General features: G+C 65.2%; 14 protein-coding genes, 2 pseudogenes and 1 riboswitch. Of the genes and pseudogenes, 6 read left to right on the plus strand and 10 right to left on the minus strand.

The window, feature by feature from the left end; translation table 11 throughout:
• Positions 1–141 precede the first annotated feature (141 nt).
• The 5 genes and pseudogenes from ABD923_RS00090 to ABD923_RS00110 form a co-directional block, all read right to left on the minus strand.
• Positions 142–294, minus strand: a pseudogene (locus tag ABD923_RS00090) (transposase); the annotation flags it as partial.
• 717 nt (positions 295–1,011) lie between these two features.
• On the minus strand, positions 1,012–1,248 hold the full coding sequence (locus tag ABD923_RS00095; RefSeq protein ID WP_259547376.1) for a hypothetical protein: 237 nt from the start codon (positions 1,246–1,248) through the stop codon (positions 1,012–1,014).
• Positions 1,249–1,305: 57 nt separating this feature from the next.
• Entirely contained in the window at positions 1,306–4,593 is a 3,288-nt protein-coding gene (gene cobN / locus ABD923_RS00100) for a cobaltochelatase subunit CobN (RefSeq protein ID WP_259547375.1), read from the minus strand.
• A gap of 18 nt (positions 4,594–4,611) precedes the next feature.
• Positions 4,612–5,679, minus strand: a complete 1,068-nt coding sequence (cobW, locus tag ABD923_RS00105; protein WP_259547374.1) for a cobalamin biosynthesis protein CobW — start codon at positions 5,677–5,679, stop codon at positions 4,612–4,614.
• A 1-nt stretch (position 5,680) separates the two neighbouring features.
• Entirely contained in the window at positions 5,681–6,076 is a 396-nt protein-coding gene (locus tag ABD923_RS00110) for a DUF1636 domain-containing protein (RefSeq protein WP_259547373.1), read from the minus strand.
• A gap of 87 nt (positions 6,077–6,163) precedes the next feature.
• Positions 6,164–6,377: riboswitch (cobalamin riboswitch) on the minus strand.
• Positions 6,378–6,413: 36 nt separating this feature from the next.
• Between ABD923_RS00110 and cobO the strand changes: the two genes are divergently transcribed.
• From cobO to ABD923_RS00130, 4 genes and pseudogenes are all read left to right on the plus strand, one after another.
• Entirely contained in the window at positions 6,414–7,022 is a 609-nt protein-coding gene (gene cobO, locus ABD923_RS00115) for a cob(I)yrinic acid a,c-diamide adenosyltransferase (RefSeq protein ID WP_259547372.1), read from the plus strand.
• Positions 7,023–7,027: 5 nt separating this feature from the next.
• Positions 7,028–7,180 (plus strand): annotated as a pseudogene (locus ABD923_RS00120) (DUF1289 domain-containing protein); the annotation flags it as partial.
• Positions 7,181–7,304: 124 nt separating this feature from the next.
• The gene (locus tag ABD923_RS00125) at positions 7,305–7,514 is read left to right on the plus strand and encodes a DUF6925 family protein (RefSeq protein WP_405048282.1); all 210 of its coding nucleotides are present in this window, start codon (positions 7,305–7,307) and stop codon (positions 7,512–7,514) included.
• Positions 7,515–7,518: 4 nt separating this feature from the next.
• Positions 7,519–8,967, plus strand: coding sequence for a cobyric acid synthase (locus tag ABD923_RS00130; RefSeq protein WP_259547371.1), 1,449 nt, complete (start codon positions 7,519–7,521; stop codon positions 8,965–8,967).
• 727 nt (positions 8,968–9,694) lie between these two features.
• Here ABD923_RS00130 and ABD923_RS00135 read toward each other — a convergent pair.
• The 5 genes from ABD923_RS00135 to ABD923_RS00155 form a co-directional block, all read right to left on the minus strand.
• Positions 9,695–10,213: a RidA family protein gene (locus tag ABD923_RS00135; protein ID WP_259547370.1), complete on the minus strand. Its 519-nt coding sequence runs from the start codon at positions 10,211–10,213 to the stop codon at positions 9,695–9,697.
• Positions 10,206–12,092: a TRAP transporter permease gene (locus ABD923_RS00140; RefSeq protein ID WP_259547369.1), complete on the minus strand. Its 1,887-nt coding sequence runs from the start codon at positions 12,090–12,092 to the stop codon at positions 10,206–10,208. The genes ABD923_RS00135 and ABD923_RS00140 overlap by 8 nt, the downstream gene beginning before the upstream one ends.
• Before the next feature lie 119 nt (positions 12,093–12,211).
• Positions 12,212–13,222: a TAXI family TRAP transporter solute-binding subunit gene (locus tag ABD923_RS00145; RefSeq protein ID WP_259547368.1), complete on the minus strand. Its 1,011-nt coding sequence runs from the start codon at positions 13,220–13,222 to the stop codon at positions 12,212–12,214.
• Positions 13,223–13,368: 146 nt separating this feature from the next.
• Positions 13,369–14,271 (minus strand): LysR family transcriptional regulator, encoded by a 903-nt coding sequence (locus tag ABD923_RS00150; RefSeq protein WP_259547463.1) that lies wholly within the window; start codon positions 14,269–14,271, stop codon positions 13,369–13,371.
• 119 nt (positions 14,272–14,390) lie between these two features.
• Positions 14,391–15,278 (minus strand): LysR family transcriptional regulator, encoded by an 888-nt coding sequence (locus ABD923_RS00155; RefSeq protein ID WP_259547366.1) that lies wholly within the window; start codon positions 15,276–15,278, stop codon positions 14,391–14,393.
• 111 nt (positions 15,279–15,389) lie between these two features.
• On the opposite strand from ABD923_RS00155, the gene ABD923_RS00160 reads away from it, so the two are divergent.
• Both ABD923_RS00160 and ABD923_RS00165 read left to right on the plus strand, forming a co-directional pair.
• Positions 15,390–16,838, plus strand: a complete 1,449-nt coding sequence (locus ABD923_RS00160) for an aldehyde dehydrogenase family protein (protein WP_259547364.1) — start codon at positions 15,390–15,392, stop codon at positions 16,836–16,838.
• Entirely contained in the window at positions 16,838–17,824 is a 987-nt protein-coding gene (locus ABD923_RS00165; protein WP_259547362.1) for a dipeptidase, read from the plus strand. Before ABD923_RS00160 ends, ABD923_RS00165 begins: the two co-directional genes overlap by 1 nt.
• The last annotated feature ends 50 nt before the right edge of the window (positions 17,825–17,874 follow it).

The following is a 17,874-nucleotide window of genomic DNA, read 5'->3' on the forward strand; positions in this document are numbered from 1 at the left end:
TCGTCGATGGTGAAGGGGCGCACGTGCCGGTGCCCACCCCGCACATGGGGATCGTCAGGGGACAGGTCGGGGTGATCATGCGCGGTCTCGACCGGGTCATCCGACGGCCAAAGCCCGAGCGCCGCGGCCAGCGCCCCCGCCGTCGGCCCAGGGCGACCCGGTCCTCAGCCGCCAGTAATGGCCGTTCAAGACCCGCCGGTCATCGACCCGCGGCACCCCGCGCGGCTTGTTCGGCAGAAGCGGTGCGATGATCGACCACTCGGTATCGGTCAGATCGCAGCGACGCTGGGACATGCTGTTCTCCTCTTTGCCAAAAGCGAACCAGCAATCCGGTGACACCGCTCGTCATGTATGAGTGCCCTGTCCCAGGGCTTGCGGGCAAGCCTGCGCATCGATGCGGGCGTTCACCCGCAGGGGCGGGTCGAAGGGATCGGTCAGCAGGGTCTGGTGGCCTGCAAGTGCCGCCGGATCACGCCCCCCCCCCCGGGAAGGAAGACCATGCGCCAGGGTGAGATGCGGAGCACCGGACAACCAAGGTCTGCCAGTGCCTCGAGGTCGGCGGGGCCCAATTGGCCGAAGGCCGCCGCGACAAGAAGCCCGCCCGGAACCGGGCCCGGCTGCGGTGACGGTGAAGCCGGATTGGGTGCCAGGGTTGCAGCCGGGCCGGGCGGCAGCGCGTTTCCGTTCGCAAAGCGCCCACCACACGCCCGCGCCCGTCGCGACCGACACCACCGGACGCGATGAACCAGCCGGCAAGTTTGAGGGCGAAGTCAGCCGTTTCGCACGCGCCTTGCGCCTCACGCCCGGTGCCAAGGCCGTCCGCGCGCACGATCAGGCGGTCTTCCGAAGCCTCGATGCGGATATCGCCGCTCACCTCCGAGAGCTGACGTTCCGACCCGGTATCCACAACAAACCCGGATTGCGAAAGAAGAGCCACGACCTCCGGCGCGCGCAGCCCCGCGGCAAGATCGGATGCGATCTGCGTCCCGGGATCATCGTTGTCCAAGCTCCTCAAGGGATCGACGGCGATGCTACGGCGCGCTTCTGCCGACGGGTCATCGTCCAGAAGATCAAGGCGCGCCAAAGCGTCCGGAAGCGGTGCGTGCTTGCCTCGGTCACGCCGCAGAGTTGCAGGTTCGCCCGGTTCGTCAGGTCGATTCCCGAAATCGCGAACGGCAGCGGCAAGCCCATGGGCGTGGCCCGGAACAAGCTGCCCGAGCGCTGGACGTATGCGAACGACAAGCCCATCGCCCGACTCCATCGGCCGGTGCGCGCCGGGGCATCAGCCGCGGATGGCGGGGTCGGTCATGACCCGGTCTCCAACTCTGCCAGGATCGAGTTGCGCCGCGACTGCCAAAGGCCTGCGGCATGCAATCCGGCGAAGCGCGCGCGCATGGCGGCGAGTGCTTCGGGGTTCGCTCTCTCCAGGAACCCGGTCACGTCCGCATCGCCCAGCGTTGCGTCCCAGAACTGGTCGAAAATATGCGGCCCGACGACGCCCGCGAGATGCGCGAAGGCGGCCATGTTCTCCAGCGTCGCGGCGATCTCGGCGGCGCCGCGGAACCCGTGGCGGCGCATGCCCGCGATCCAGGCGGGATTCGCCGCGCGGGCCTGCACGACACGGGCGATCTCCTCGGTCAGCGCGCGGGCGCGAGGGCGCGACGGGTCGGTGTTGTCGAAATGGTAAAGCCGCGCGGCGCCGCCCGTGATCGCTTGCGCTGCGGCAAAACCCGCCTCGTGGCTGGCATAGTCCTCGGCCAGGAGGAGATCGGTCTCGGGCAGGTCCTGGAGGTGGACAAAGGCGTCGGCTTTGGCCACGCGATCTCGGATGCCGCTGGCATCGTGCACCTGCCGTTGGCCGTCGAGTGCCCAGGCCGAAGCCGCCAGCCACGCCTCGCCCGCAGCCCGACGTCCGTCCTCGGAATACTCGCCCATCGACGGCCCCATTCCGAGCCCGAACCTGCCCGGCGCGGGGCCATAGACGCGCGCCTGCTCCTGTCCGGTATAAGGGTTCCAGTCGGGCGCCTCGTCACGGGCACTGAGCACCCGCACCGCCTGTTGGAACAGCGCGGAGAGCGTCGGAAACACGTCGCGGAAGAGGCCCGACACGCGAAGTGTCACATCGACGCGCGGGCGGTCGAGTTCCGCAATCGGCACGACCTCGATGCCCGACACGCGTTCCGATCCGTCCTCCCAGACCGGGCGTATGCCCAGCAGTGCCAGCGCCATGGCGAATTCCTCGCCAGCCGTGCGCATCGTGGCCGATCCCCAGAGATCGACAACCAGCGCCCGCGGCCAGTCGCCCTCGTCCTGCAGATGGCGGCGGATCAGCTCGTCTGCCAGTACCGCGCCCTGTCGGAACGCGGCGCGCGTGGGCACGCTGCGCGGGTCGGTGGTATAGAGGTTGCGACCGGTCGGCAGTACGTCTGTCCGACCGCGATAGGGAGAGCCCGACGGCCCCGGCTCGATCCTACGACCCGCCAACGCGTCGAGGAGCGCCTGCCGCTCGGCATTGGCCGAGGCCGCGGTGTCGAAGGCACCTTGTCCGGTCGGTGCCCGCCCCCAGACATGCAGCCCGTCGCCGAACTGGCTTTCCTTGACGTCGCAGACGAAGCGGTCGATCCGGGTAATGGCCTCGGCTGGACAGGATGCGGCCTCGATCCCCAGATCGCTCTCGACGCCGAGGGCCCGCGCCTCGTCGCGGATATCGGCGATCAGCCCGTCGCGGCGACGGGGGTCGAGCCCGTCCGCATTGGAGAATTCGTCGAGCAACGCTTCGAGCCGGGCAAGGCGCTGCGGCGTGCCTGAAGCCTTCAATGGCGGCGGAACGTGTCCGATGGTCACCGCACCGATGCGCCGCTTGGCCTGCGCGGCCTCGCCCGGGTCGTTGACGATGAAAGGATAGATCACCGGGAGATCGCGGATCAGCGCCTCGGGCCAGCAGGCTTCGGACAAGGCCACCGCCTTGCCCGGCAGCCACTCCAGTGTGCCGTGCGCACCGATATGGATCAGCGCGTCAGTCTGCTCCCGAAGCCAGAGGTAGAAGGCAACGTAGGCGTGCCGCGGCACGCGAGCGAGATCGTGGTAGTCTGCATCGCGGGTCTTCGGTGTTCCGCGTTCGGGTTGCAGCGCCACAACCGCGTTGCCGCGCCGAACCGCGGCAAAGGCAAAGCCGTCGGGGCCCGCATCGGCATCGTCTTCGGGCGTCCCCCAGGCGGCGTTCAGATCGTCGCGGAGGCTTGGCGGCAGATGGGCAAGCGCGGCGCGGTATTCTTCCATCGGCCAGTGAATGTGCTGGGTAGCAAGCGCCTCGTGCAGCTCCTTGCCGGGCGCAACCGCGTACCCTGTTCCCGCAAGGTCGCCGAGGATTGCCTCGGCCGATGCCAGCGCGTCGAGCCCCACGGCATGGGCCATGTTCCAGCCGCGACCTGGATAGGTCGAAAGCACGAGTGCCACACGCCGGTCGCCGGGAGCGGTGGTCGACAGCCGATGCCAGGCGACCACACGATCCGCGATGGCGGCGATCCGGCCCGCCTCGGGGGCATGGGCGTATCGAGCGAATTGCAGATGCGCGTCGCGCACTTCAGGTTCCTTGAACGAGGCGACGCCGGCAAAAAGCCTTCCGTCTATTTCAGGCAAGACCACGTGCATGGCGAGATCGGCAGGGGACAAGCCGCGCTCCGCCTCCGTCCAGGCCTCGCGAGTCGAGGTTGCCAGCGCGACCTGAAACACCGGCGCGCCTGCCGCATCGAGGGGTGACCTGCCCGCATCGCCGCGCCCCGAGAAGGAGGTTGCGTTGACGATGGCCGCGGGGCCGAGTGCGCGCACCTGACCCTCCAGCCATTCCCGCGCGCCGGCTGCCTTGAGCGACGATGCGAAGAGGCCGAGCGCGCGGAGCCCACGGTCGCGCAACGCCGCGAACAATGCTTCTATCGGCGCGAGGTCCGCCGCGACCAAATAGGAGCGGTAGAAGACAACCAGCACCAGCGGTGCGCCATCCGTGAAGCGGATTGGGGCCGGGCAGCAGACGCCATCCTCCGGCGTCCAGGCCCCCACCTGCGGCAGGGTTTTCGCCCCCGGCACCGGCCCGGCATAGAGGCCCGCCGCGAGCGCCATCTGCGCCAGCGCAGCCTGAGCCGCCACCGCGCCGCCGGTGTCGCAGAGATGCGCCAGGCGGCGCAGCGTCGACGCAGGCACGGTCGAGACCGCATCGAGCCGCGCATCGGGGCGCCCGTCGGCGGGCAGCACTGCCAGCGCGATACGCTTGGCCCGGGCCAGCGCCTCGATCTGTTGCAACCCATAGAGCCAGTAGGGCACGCCGCCGATAAGGCGGATCAGGATGCCCTTGGCCCCCTCGAGCGTCCGCTCGACATAGGTATCGACCGACAGTGGATGCTTCAGCGCGGCGATATTGGCGAGCCGCAGCGTCGGCAGGCAGCCGTCCGGGCCGCCGCCCCGATGCCACCCCGCCGCGAAGGCCCCGAGGTCGCTGTCGGAAAACGACAACACGACGAGATCCGCGGGCGACTGCCCCAGATCGGTTGGCGTTTCGGTTTCCTCCAACCCATGGCTTTCGCGGAAGATGACATGCATTCAGGCCGGTGCCTCGCGTTACTCCGCGGCTTGCGCGCCGGACACGAGAAGACCCCGGATCGCGTCGGCGTCGATATCGTGATGTTCGGCGATGACCACAAGCCGCCCGCGCCGCCCTTCGCCGGTCGCCCAGGGCCGGTCGTACTGGTGGCGCACCCGCGCGCCCACCGCCTGCACCAGAAGGCGCATGGGCTTGCCCGCGACCGCCGCGTAACCCTTGACCCGCAGGATGTTCCGGCGCTCGGCCAGCGCCTCGATTCGCGCGACCAGGTCCACGGGGGCCGCGATTTCGGGGATGTCGATTACGACGCTGTCAAAATCGTCGTGCTCGTGGTCGTCGTGGTCGTCGTGATGGCTGGGCCGCGCGTCCATGTCGTCTTCGGCGGCCGCTTCCAGCCCGAGGATCACCCGCGGATCGACGGCGCCCTCGGCCACCTCGATGACCGGCAGGGGGCGCGGTGCCTCGGCCTCGATCACGGCGCGGGCTTTGGCCACGCCCTCGGGTCCGGCGAGGTCGGGCTTGGTCAGAAGCACGATGTCGGCGCAGGAGATCTGGTCCTCGAACACCTCCGACAAAGGCGTTTCGTGGTCGATGCTCTCGTCCGCGAAGCGCTGCACCTCTACCGCCGCGACATTGGGCGCGAAGCGACCCGCCGCGACGGCCTCGGCATCGGCCAGCGCGATGACCCCGTCCACCGTGATCTTCGAGCGGATGTCGGGCCAGTCGAACGCCTTTAGCAGCGGCTTCGGCAGCGCCAGGCCCGAGGTCTCGATCAGGATGTGATCGGGGCGCGGATCAAGCGCCATCAGCGCCTCGATCGTCGGGATGAAATCGTCGGCCACGGTGCAGCAGATGCAGCCGTTGGCTAGCTCCATAATGTTTTCCGCCGGACAATCGGGGATTGCACACCCTTTCAGGATCTCGCCATCCACACCTACTTCGCCGAACTCGTTCACGACGACGGCAAGACGCTTGCCGCCCGGGTTCTTCATCAGCTGAGTGATCAGCGTCGTCTTGCCGGAGCCAAGGAAGCCGGTGATCACGGTGACGGGGAGTTTTTCGAGATTGCTTTTGGGGCTGGCCATGTCAGGTCTCTCCGAGGTTGCACGCGGGAGGGTCGAGGGGCGGGATGCGCGCAATGCAGTTCTTGCGGAAGTGTTCGGGGCGTTCGCGCCACGGCACGAGACCGTCCAGCGTGGCGGCGTATTTCTGGGCGCCGTCCTGAATCGTGTCCGGATGATCCAGTGGGTCGATGTTCCCATAGACGTAGGTCCAGCGCCCAGGTCCACGGAGCGCGATGGTGCAGCCCTGCGAACAATTCGACAGGCATTCGACCGGTCTGGTGGTCACGCCATCAAGGCCTGACTCGCTCAGTCGACGAAAGAGTGTCGCGCCGGGGCGCTCGGCCTCTTCCGGCACGTCGTGCCCCTGACGGCAGCGGATACAGACGAGGAGTTCCACTCGGGATGACGGGTGCGCCATGCATACTTCCACTTGTTGGGCGGACGCGGGCACGGAGCGGAAGAACGGCCAACACGCCGTCAGTCCGACACCGGAGCACCCCGCCCGGGTTCAGTCTTCGCGCTGGCAGGTCTCCCGGCTTGCGGATGTCAGGTGTTACCCTGTCGGTCGCCCGGCCTTCCCGACCTGTCACAGGTCAGTGGCTTTCGGGCGACCTCTCCGGTCACGGTCGCGGGGGCGGCTGCGGTTCGGTCCATTCTTGCGGACCTCGCACATTCCCTTTTCACCTGATAGGTCAGGCACCAGCATGGTCAGATGCTCAGGCCTGTCCACTCGTGTCAAGCTGCCAGGAGTTCCCATGGAAGATGTAACCCGTCGCCACAACGAGAAGAAAAAGCGGATCAAGGCCGCGCGCGACAAAATGATGAAGGAAAAAAACAAAGAAAAGGGCCTGGTCATCGTCCTTACCGGGCCGGGAAAGGGTAAGTCATCCTCTGGTTTCGGAATGGTCATGCGCTGCATCGCCCATGGCATGCCCTGCGCGGTCGTCCAGTTCATCAAAGGCGATCGCGAGATTGGCGAGAAGACGTTCCTGCGCGATCGGTTCGCCAGCGAATGCAAATTCTTCGTTTCCGGTGAAGGTTTCACTTGGGAAACGCAAGATAGGGAGCGCGACATCGCAGCCGCCCGGAACGGCTGGCAGATCGCTAAGGAACAGATCCTCGACCCCGAGATCCAATTCGTGCTGCTGGACGAGATCAACATTGCATTGCGCTACGACTACCTCGATGTCCACGAGGTGGTTGAATTCCTTCTAGAGCAGAAACCCCACATGACCCATGTCTGCCTGACGGGCCGCAACGCCAAACCCGAATTGCTAGAGGTGGCAGATCTGGTGACCGAGATGACGTTGGTGAAGCATCCGTTTCGGGATGGTATCAAGCCTCAAAAGGGTGTGGAATTCTAATGAACATGGCAGCCAGGCGCCCTCCGGCAAGCCCCTGTACCGGCGTCCGCGCGACCGACGAAGCAAAACGCCTTTGCACCGGCTGCGTTCGCGCGCTGGACGAGATCGCCGTCTGGAGTGGTGCCAGCGACGACGATCGCGCGGGCGTCTGGGCGGCGCTGGACGCGCGCGCGGCGACCATGGGCCTATCGGTCCGGCGTCTCGACTGGCAGGGTGAGCGCCTTCTCGACGAAGTCGAGGCGCGCTTCGCCGGGTCCTCGGGCACCTTCGTCGCGGGCGTCTATGGTGCTGTGCCCGAAGCCCGTCCGCGTGATCGAGGCACCCTGGCTGCGGGCCGAGGTCGATGCGATCATCCCGCTTGCCGGTGGCACCGCACCCGACGGCCCGCACACCCACCTGCTCCCGGACCGCATCGCGCAGGGCTTCGATACGCCGCCGACTGTGCCGCTGCCGAAGGGCTACGTTCTGTCCGCGCTCTTCTATTCCGGTTGAAGCGATGCCCCGCGCGCTGATGATCCAGGGCACCGGCAGCAACGTCGGCAAGTCGCTCCTCGTCGCCGGCCTCTGTCGCACGGCGAGAAACCGCGGCCTTTCAATCGCGCCCTTCAAGCCGCAGAACATGTCGAACAATGCCGCTGTTACCGCCGATGGCGGCGAGATCGGGCGGGCGCAGGCATTGCAGGCTTTGGCGTCGGGCCTGCCGCTTCATACCGACATGAACCCGGTGCTGCTGAAGCCCGAAACGGATGTCGGCGCGCAGGTGATCGTGCAGGGGCGGCGGCTCACCACCGCGAAGGCGCGGGACTACCAGTGCCTGAAGCCACAGCTTCGCGACAAGGTGCTGGAAAGCTTCCACCGTCTCAAATCCGCCCATGACCTTGTGCTCGTTGAGGGCGCGGGTAGCCCGGCCGAGGTCAACCTGCGCGCAGGCGACATCGCCAACATGGGCTTTGCGCGGGCGGCGGACGTCCCCGTGATCCTGGCAGGCGACATCGATCGGGGCGGCGTGATCGCGCAGATCGTCGGCACGCAGGTGGTGATCGACCCTGCCGATGCCGCGATGATCGCGGGCTTCCTCATCAACCGCTTCCGGGGTGACCCGTCGCTGTTCGACGACGGCTACCGGGCGATCGAGGGCTTGACCGGCTGGCGCGGCTACGGTGTCTGCCCCTGGTTCCCCGACGCCTGGAAGTTGCCGGCCGAGGACGCGCTGGATCTCTCTGCACCCCGGCGCGAGACGGGGCTTCACGTCGTGTGTCTGTCGCTCAGCCGGATCGCGAATTTCGACGATCTCGACCCGCTGGCGCAGGAACCCGGCGTGCGGCTGACGATGCTCGGCCCCGGCCGCGCGATCCCGGGCGACGCGGACCTGGTGATCCTGCCGGGCACGAAATCGACGCGGGGCGATCTGGCCTTTCTGCGTGCGCAGGGCTGGGATGTGGACCTTGCCGCCCATGTCCGGCGCGGGGGGCATGTGCTGGGCATCTGCGGAGGCTACCAGATGCTGGGGCGCGAGGTGGCGGATCCGGAGGGGATCGAGGGACCGGCGGGGGCCGATCCTGGGCTCGGATTGCTCGATGTGTCGACGGTCATGACCCCGAAAAAGCGGCTGACCAAGGTTGGGGCGATCCATGTGTCAAGCGGCACGCAGTTTCGCGGCTACGAGATCCATATCGGCGAGACGGACGGCCCCGACCGCGCCCGGCCCTTTGCCCATGTGGACGATGCCCCGGAAGGCGCGGTCAGCGGCAACCGGCGCATCGCGGGAAGCTACCTGCACGGCATGTTCCGCGATGACGCGTTTCGTGCGGCGTTTTTGTCGGACTTTGGCGTGGTCTCCTCCAATACAGGCTACGAGTCCGGAGTGGAGGAGACGCTCGACGCACTCGCCGCCCATCTCGAGGCGCATCTCGACGTGGACGGTTTACTCTTCGCTGCCCGATAGGGCTGCCTCCAGTCGCGCCGGCACGGCTTTGTCCCCCGGCAGCCAAAGATGCAGCCAGCCCGCGCTGTTGGGGAAGACCCGTGACCAGATTGCAGCACGTGCCAGTTGCGCCTGTGCGGCGACGGGCCCGCCCGTCCCGTGGGTCCGAAACAGCGCCGTGCCGTCCACAAGGCGCCAAACACCGCAAGCGGCCGGCGAAACACGAGACCGAACAGCAGGCCAGTAAGCCGCGTGGGGATCAGCTTCGCAACCCGATATGGCGAAAGGACCGTATACGGCCCGGCCAAGGGGGCACTCCTCGCGCAGATGGCGCAATCACCATACCAAACCCTGGAAAGATCGACCGAATGGCCAGGACCTATGAACTCATCCTCGCAAAGCCCCCCGCGCCCCTCGGATCGGAGCCGACGGACCTGAAGGCCTTCGGTTTTTGCTGAGGGCCGGTATGGTTGCTCATCCTCGAGAGCCTTTTCGGTGAGTTGCGGGTCTATGTCAGGTGCGGCAACGGCCGGCTGCGGCAGCGTCTTCGCGATGCCGAATGGGACGCCATGCTTACGTGCGAAGACTGCGGCGGGCGAAGCCCAGGTGCCCAATCCCTTGGCGGCGGCCTGAACAACCTCTGCGGCGCATGCCGCAGGAGGTTGAGGCAGTCAGGGCCGTGTCCACGGTTGATCGCAGGCGTCGGCGGAGTGGTTGACCTGCCTGCCCTGCCACGGGGGCGCAGCCGTCAGCCGCCCTGCGGCGCAGGCGGGGCCAGCAGGGAGGCCGTGACCTCGACCAGCACCGGGGCGTTGCGCGGCAGGCTGCGCACGCCGATCACTGACCGCGCATGGCGGCCCGGATCGCCGAGCATCTCAATCAGGCATGTCGAGGCGCCATCCGCAACCGCCGAGATATCCTCGAACCCGTCGTCATGCGCGACGTAGCAGGTCAAACGCAGGATGCGGCGCAGGTTCTCGAGCCCTCCGGCGGAATGGTTCAACCACGCCATCGCCTGCTCGGCGCAGATGCGGGCGGCGGCGGCGGCATCTGCGACGCTCACCTCGCGCCCCACCTTGCCTGCCAGCGCAAGCTGGCCATCCCGTTTCGGGATTTGCCCGGCCAAGTAGGCCGTTCGCCCGTCGATCACCACAAGGTCATAGGGATATTTCGTGCCCTCGGGGCTGGGCAAGCGGCGCGCGACTTCGGCGAACGCGGCGCGATCTGTGGGCAGGACCTCTTGGCTGGGATCGCAGAGTTCAGTCACGGCTTTCTCCTTTCAGGCGCGGCAGGGTCAATCCCGACCGCTGTATCGACCAGACACAGACGATCGCGACGACGGCCACCGCGCTCAGAATGTGGTTCGGGGCGATCAGCAGGGCGGCGGCGATCAGCAGGGTGCCCCGGCTGACCCATGCAAGGGGACGTCCGCCCAACCATCCGGTCAGCATGATGGACAGGCACACGATCGCGGCGGCGGACCGCGACAGCACGATCAACAGATCCACAAGCTCGCCTTGCCCCAGCAGGACCGGGTTGGCGACAAAGAGGAACGGGATCACGTAGGCGGGGATACCCAATGCAAAGGCCCGCCACCCGACAGAGGTGGATGTGGCCCCCGCGATAGGCGCGGCGGCAAAGGCCGCCACGGCCACGGGGGGCGTGATCTGGCCAAGAACGGCGTAGTAAAAGACGAACAGATGCGCCGACAGCGGCGTTGCGCCCAGATCGACCAGCGCGGGCGCCACGAGCGTCGCCTGAATGATGTAGGCCGGTGTCGTGGGCATCCCCATGCCAAAGATAAAGGCCGCGATCATCGCTAGAAACAGCGCCGCATAAAGGTTGCCGTCGGCAAAGGCGATGACAAGGCTGCTGAAGCGGAAGCCAAGCCCCGAGATCTGCACGATGCCGACGATAATGCCCGCCGAGGCACAGGCGATCGCCACTGTCACGGCGGCCCGCGCGCCAAGGTTCAAGCCATCCGCCAGAACCGCCAGCGATACCCATGTCGAGCGGCGCAGGAACGGCGTGACCAGCGTGGCGACCACGCCCCAAAAGGCCGACAGGCTGGGGGTATATCCCATCATCAGGAAGGTCATGATCACGACAAGGGGCAGCAGGAATGTCCAACCTGCCTTGAATTCGCGCCAGGTCGCGCCCTTTTCGCTGCGATCGAGCGGTTGCAGGCCGTGTTTCAGGGCCTCCCAATGGACCGCGACCAGAAGGGACGAAAAGAACAGGATCGCGGGAAGGGCGGCGGCGGTGATGACCTCTTGGTAGGTGATGCCCAGGATCGCGGCCATCAGAAAGGCCGCGGCCCCCATGATCGGCGGTGTGATCTGCCCCCCGGTCGAGGCGACGGCCTCGACCGCGCCGGCGAAGTTGCGGGGATAGCCCAGTTTGCGCATCATCGGGATGGTGATCGCACCCGTGGTCGCGACATTGGCCACCGAACTGCCCGACATGGTGCCCATCAGCGCACTGGCGACCACGGCCATCTTGGCAGGGCCACCGCGCGTCGATCCGGTCGCGGCCTTGGTGACGTTGACAAAGAAATCGCCGCCCCCGATCACCTGCAACAACGCGCCGAAGACCACGAAGAGAAAAATGAAGTTGGTCGATACACCAAGCGCTACGCCAAAGATCCCTTCGAAACTGAAGTACATCTGGTCGACGAATTCGTTCAGATCGACGCCGCTATGGGCCAGCGGGCGCAGGAAATCGACATGACGCAAGTCGGGGCCGAAAAAACCGTAAAGAACAAAGATCAGGCACAGCCCGGTGATCGCCAAACCCAGCGCACGGCGCGTCAATTCCAACACGACAACCACAGTGCCAAGGGCCACGAAGAGCTCCATTGGTGTAGCGTCGCGGGTCCAAGGGGGGCGCACCACGATCGAGGAATGAAAAACGATCAGATAGCCCAGACATATGATCGACAGCGCGATCAATGCCAGATCGATGGCCTTTTGTACGCGGCCGCCCTTCATCCCATAGACCAGGAACCCAATCACAAGCGCGAGCAGCAGATGTGTGCCGCGCACGACCAGATCGGGCAGTAGGGTGAAGGGCGACGCAACGAAAAGGTGAAACAGCGCCATGGAAACGGCCAGCGCGGTCACCGTCCTGTCCAGTGTGAAGGGCATGATGTCCACCTCTCGCGGGCAGCGGGCTCCGGCCGCTGCGGCGCACAAATCTGGTTACGGGAAATAAGGGTAAGGGGCGCGGACGGACGGGGAGAGGCGCCCGTCCGCGAGGGCGAGGCTCAGTTCAACTGAGGCTCATCCATCGCGATGCCCTGCTCTTCGTAGAAGCGGGCCGCACCGGGGTGGATCGGCACGAACATGCCGCGACCGGCGGTATCCTCGTCGATGAATTGCAGCAGCGCGTGGGTCTGCTGGAACCGATCAAGCTGGTTCCAGATCGCCGAGGTGACGCGATAAGCCGTGTCGTCGCTCATCTCGTCCGAGCCGAACAGGAAGGTGGTTGTGCCGACCGAAAGCGTTGGCTCGCTGTGGCCCTGGTAAAGGCCCGCGGGCAAGGTCACGGCCGAAAAACCCGCGCCGTACAATTCGAGATATTCCGCGACACGGTCCTCATCCAGCGGCAGCACGCGGATCTCGCGGGCGGTTTCCGTCGCCAGTACGGTCGAGTGCGGGTAAAGCGCGACCCACATCACCGCGTCCAGTTGGCCGTCACGCAAGGCGGCCTGCGACTCGGCCCAGCTGAGGTGATGCACCTGTCCGCCGTCGGCCTCGAGATCCTCGATGCTCATGTCATAGACGGATAGCAGGTTGTTAAAGGCCAGCCACGAGGTCTGACCGGGCTGGCCCGCGCTGATCTGGCGGCCCACGAGATCCTCGACAGAGTGGATGTCCGAGTCGGCATCGACCCAGATCTGGATCGCGCTGGGGAAGAAGGTCATCAACCCGCGCACGTTCCGGATCGGCGCGTCGGGCGTGGCAGGGTCGCGACCGGCCCACGCATCGGCGGCATTGCTGGCCGAGGTGATGCCAAGATCGACATCGCCCGAGGCCACGCGCAAGAGATTAGGGCCAGAGCCACCCGGCTGAACACCGATGATGCTGTCCGAGAATTCCCCGCGCAACAGATCGCCGAGGCCCGTGGCCACGACGTTGAACGTACCCCCGCTGGGTCCGCCGCCGATATTGAGAAAATCCGGATCTTCGGCGAAGGATGGCGTGGCGAAGGACAGTGAAGCAGCAAGCGCACCGCTAAAGGCCAGAATGGCGCGGCGATTGATCGAGTGTGTCATGGCGTTCCCTCTCGGTTCAGATCAGATCATCGGGGCACAGATTTTCTCATCGCGCCAAAAATATTATGGCCAAATCGAATAAAAATTTGTCACTTATTAACTTTTCTAATGATAAGATAGGGCCGCGTTATGCGTGTTGCCCGGTTCTACCGTTCCCATTTGGGACGCAACGTGACCTTCATGTGATCGACAAAGTTCTGGGCCGCCGGCGACAGGGACCGCCCCGGCCGGGTGATCAAACCCAGTTCGCGGAACAAAGGCGGGTTCAGCAGGGTGCGAAACACCACGTCGTTTTCGATCGGGTTCACCGACATCTTGGGCAGCGCAGCAATGCCAAGATTGGTCTTGAGAAGTGACAGAACGGTGGCGATGTTCGACACTTCGATCCACGGCGATTTCACGTTCTCGGGAATGTCGGTCAACGTGTCGAGGATGGGCCTCAGCCCGGTATCGGCGGCGAAGGAAATGAACGGGTAGCCATCGAGTTCATCCCATGAAATCGGCCCCTGCTCTTGCGCAAGCGGGTGGGATTTATGGGCGACCGCGCCGAACGGGTCGCGGATCAATGGATCGAACTGGACCCCTGCAATGTGATCCGTGCGCCCCGCGACACCCAGATCGACCTCACCACTCAAGACCCGTTCACACACGCCCGAGGAATTGTCGTCGCGCAGCGAAATCCGGGTTTTGGGAAAGGCTGCTGAAAAGCTCTTGACCGTATCGGGCAGGACAACGGTGGCCACCGAGGGCAGCACCGCTACCGCGACGCTACCCTGCGTGCCATCGGCGGCGGCCTGAAAATCGGCCAGCGTGGCATCGAGATCCTCCAGGATCCGCTCGACACCGGGCAGGAACGCGGCGCTGGCCTTGGTCAGCGAAAGAACCTTGGTTGATCGATCGAAGAGCTTTAACCCGAGACCCGTTTCCAATTGCTTGATCGCCGTGGTGACAGAGGGTTGCGAGGTATCCAGCACCTTGGCGGCCCGCGTGAAGGACCGTTCGCGCGCGACGGCAACAAAGGCGCGGAGTTGAACGAGAGTTATCTTCATGGCGCTCGCTCTGGCTGGGCTAAGGGGTGGTGTTCCTAGTGGTAAGCTGCAACCGGCTGGCGCCCTTGTCCAAGCTTTGTTTCGGGTAACACATCCAGATGCAATGCACCGGTGCAGGTTCACATGTCCTGCGTGATGGACGCCACCGTGTCGCGGATACGTTCCTCTAGCAGGCGCGCTGCCGGCGGCAGGGTCGCGTCGGCGCGGCGCAGGATGTGCAACTCGCGCCGCGCGGTCTGGTCGACCAGTGGACGAAACACCAACGCATCGGACCCAAAGGCCAAGATGGTCATTTTCGGCAAGAGGCTGATGCCGATATTCGCCCGCACCATACCCAGGATCGAGGCCACGTTATGCGCTTTCAGCCGCGACGTCTCGTGCAGGTCCCGCGATGGAATGGCGTCGATGCTTTCCGACAGGCTGTTGGCGATGATGCGCTCGGTCTTCAACGTCTCCCACTCGATGGGTCCGTCCTCTTTGGCCAGCGGGTGGCTGCGGGCGCAGACCACGCCAAAGGCATCGGTCATCAACAACTGACTGTGTAGCCCGGCCCGGTTCTGGCCGATGGTTGCGATCCCGATATCCACGCGGTTGCGCAACACCTCGCGCAGGATCGAGTTGGAGTCGATGTCGCGCAGCTCGATATCGACCTGGTCGAACGTTCCGAAATGGCGGGCTATGACCTGTGGCATGATCGTGCCTGCGATTGACGGAACGGTCGCGATCCGCACCGAACCATAGACAGCCTTGGCGTAGCCCTCGATCGCGCGCACGGTCGTGTCAAACTGGTGCAACTCCCGCTCGGCCTGGTCCAGGACGAACCGACCCAGGGCGGTCAGGCGGTTCTTGCGGTCCGTCTCGAACAATGGCTCGCCCAGATGGGTTTCAAGCTGTTTGAGCATCATTGAGACGGCGGATGGGGTCCGCCCCAGCGTTGCCGCTGCATCACGCAGGTTTCCGCACTGCGCAACGGCGGCAAAGCCACGCAAGGTTTCGATCTTCAGCATTCGACCTCAATTTCAGAATTTCTGAAATACCGTTAAGAAGTTTGAGTTTGTCTGAAACAACTCACCATGTCCATAGTCCGCCCGAATCCACTTTCCGGAAGGCGACGAAGCATGAGCGAGATTCAAAAGAACCTGATTGCCGGCGAATGGCAGGCTGGCGAAGGCGACATCGAAAACCGCAATCCGTCCGACCTGTCGGATCTGGTGGGCCGCTACGCGCAGGCCAGCAGCGACCAGTTGGACGCCACGCTGGCGCAGGCGCGCGTGGCGCAGCGCGAATGGGCCGCCTACGGGATGGAGCGCAAGCAGGCCGTTCTGAACGCCATCGGAACCGAGTTGATGGCCCGCGCCGAGGAATTGGGCACCCTGTTGTCGCGCGAAGAGGGCAAGCCGCTGGCCGAGGGCAAGGGCGAAGTCTACCGCGCCGGACAGTTCTTTACCTATTACGCGGCCGAATGCCTGCGGCAGTTGGGAGAGAACGCCGACTCGGTCCGCGAAGGGGTCGAAGTCGACATTCGCCGCGAACCGGTGGGCACCGTGGCCATCATCAGCCCATGGAATTTCCCGACGGCCACCGCCTCGTGGAAGATCGCCCCGGCCCTGTGCTACGGCAACGCCGTGGTGTGGAAACCCGCCAACCTGACGCCCGCCTCTGCCGTCGCCCTGACCGAGATCATCAGCCGTCAGGATATCCCGAAGGGCCTGTTCAGCCTTGTCATGGGGGCCGGTCGCAGCGTCGGTCAGCGCCTTGTCGAAAGCCCCGAGATCGACGCGATTTCCTTCACCGGCTCGGTGCCCGTGGGCAAGGGGATCGCCGCCGCCGCCATCACCAACCTGACCAAGGTGCAGATGGAGATGGGCTCCAAGAACGCGCTGGCGGTGATGGATGACGCGGATCTGGACCTGGCGGTCATGCTGGCCCTTGGAGGGGCCTTTGGCGGCACGGGGCAGAAATGCACCGCCTCCTCCAGGCTGGTGGTACACGCGGCGATTCACGACGCCTTTGTCGAGAAACTGGTCACCGGTGCCAAAGCGATGAAAGTCGGCCACGCGCTCGAGGCCGGCACCCAGATGGGACCTGTTGTCAGCGAACAGCAACTGACTGAAAACCTGTCCTACGTGCAGCTTGGCCTGTCCGAAGGGGCCGAGTTGGCCTGTGGTGGCGAACGGCTGGAGATGCCCCATGACGGGTTCTACATGTCGCCCGGCGTGTTCTTGAACACCACGAACGATATGCGCATCAACCGCGAAGAGATGTTCGCGCCCCTGACCTCGGTCATCAAGGTGGGAAGCTATGACGAGGCGCTGTCAGTGGTCAACGACACCCGGTTCGGCCTGACCTCGGGGATCGTGACACGCTCGCTGGCGCGCGCGACCCATTTCCGCCGAAACGCCCGCACCGGGGTTGTGACGGTCAACCTGCCCACCGCGGGCACCGATTATCACGTGCCTTTCGGCGGCCGGGGCGACAGCTCCTACGGGCCGCGCGAACAGGGCAAGGCCGCGGCCGAGTTCTACACCACCGTCAAGACGGCCTATATCAGCGCGGGGCCAGTCTGATGCGGATCGACGGACTGCAATACGCCAACTGGTCGGAAAAGATCTTTCGCCAACTGCGCGAGGGCGGTGTGGACGCGATCCATGTCACCATCGCCTACCACGAGAATTTCCGTGAAACCGTCCTGAACTTCGAGAAATGGAACCGCTGGTTCGAACAATACCCTGACCTGATCATGAAAGGTCTGACTGCAGCCGATATCGACGTTGCGCGGGCGACGGGGCGCACGGCGGTCTTCTTCGGCTTTCAGAACCCCAGCCCGATCGAGGACGATATCGGCTTGGTCGAGATCGTACACACCCTTGGCGCGCGTTTCATGCAGCTGACCTATAACAACCAGTCGCTTCTGGCGACCGGCTGCTACGAGACCGAGGATGCGGGCCTGACCCGTATGGGCAAACAGGTCGTGCGCGAAATGAACCGTGTGGGTCTCGTGGTGGACATGAGCCATTCGGCCGACCGCTCGACGATCGAGGCGGCCGAGGTGTCCGAACGGCCCATCGTGGTCAGCCACGCCAACCCGCATGACTGGGCCCCGGCCTTGCGCAACAAGCGCGATGACGTGATCCGCGCCGTCACCTCGCACGGGGGGATGCTGGGGTTTTCCGTCTACCCGCACCATCTGCGCAACAAGTCTGCCTGCACGCTCGAGGATTTCTGCGAGATGATCGCGCGCACCGCCGAACGCTACGGTGCGGAGCACCTGGGTATCGGCACGGACCTTTGCCAGGACCAGCCCGACAGCATCGTGGAATGGATGCGCGTCGGTCGCTGGACCAAGCAGATCGACTATGGCGAAGGGTCCAAATCGGACGCGGGCTTTCCGCCCATGCCGAGCTGGTTCAAGGACAATCGCGACTTTGGAAATATCGAGAACGGCCTGCGCGCCACCGGCCTGAGTGAGGCTGAGGTGCAAGGGATCATGGGCGGGAACTGGTACCGCTTTTTTGCAGAAAACTTCGGCCCACAAACAAACCCAGACAACTAGCCGAGGGACCCCAACACGGCATGGCAGCCCCATGCCGACCCCAACAGGAG

Origin of the sequence: [Roseibacterium] beibuensis, from assembly GCF_039542305.1 — a bacterium.
Taxonomy (GTDB): Bacteria; Pseudomonadota; Alphaproteobacteria; order Rhodobacterales; family Rhodobacteraceae; genus Roseibacterium; species Roseibacterium beibuensis.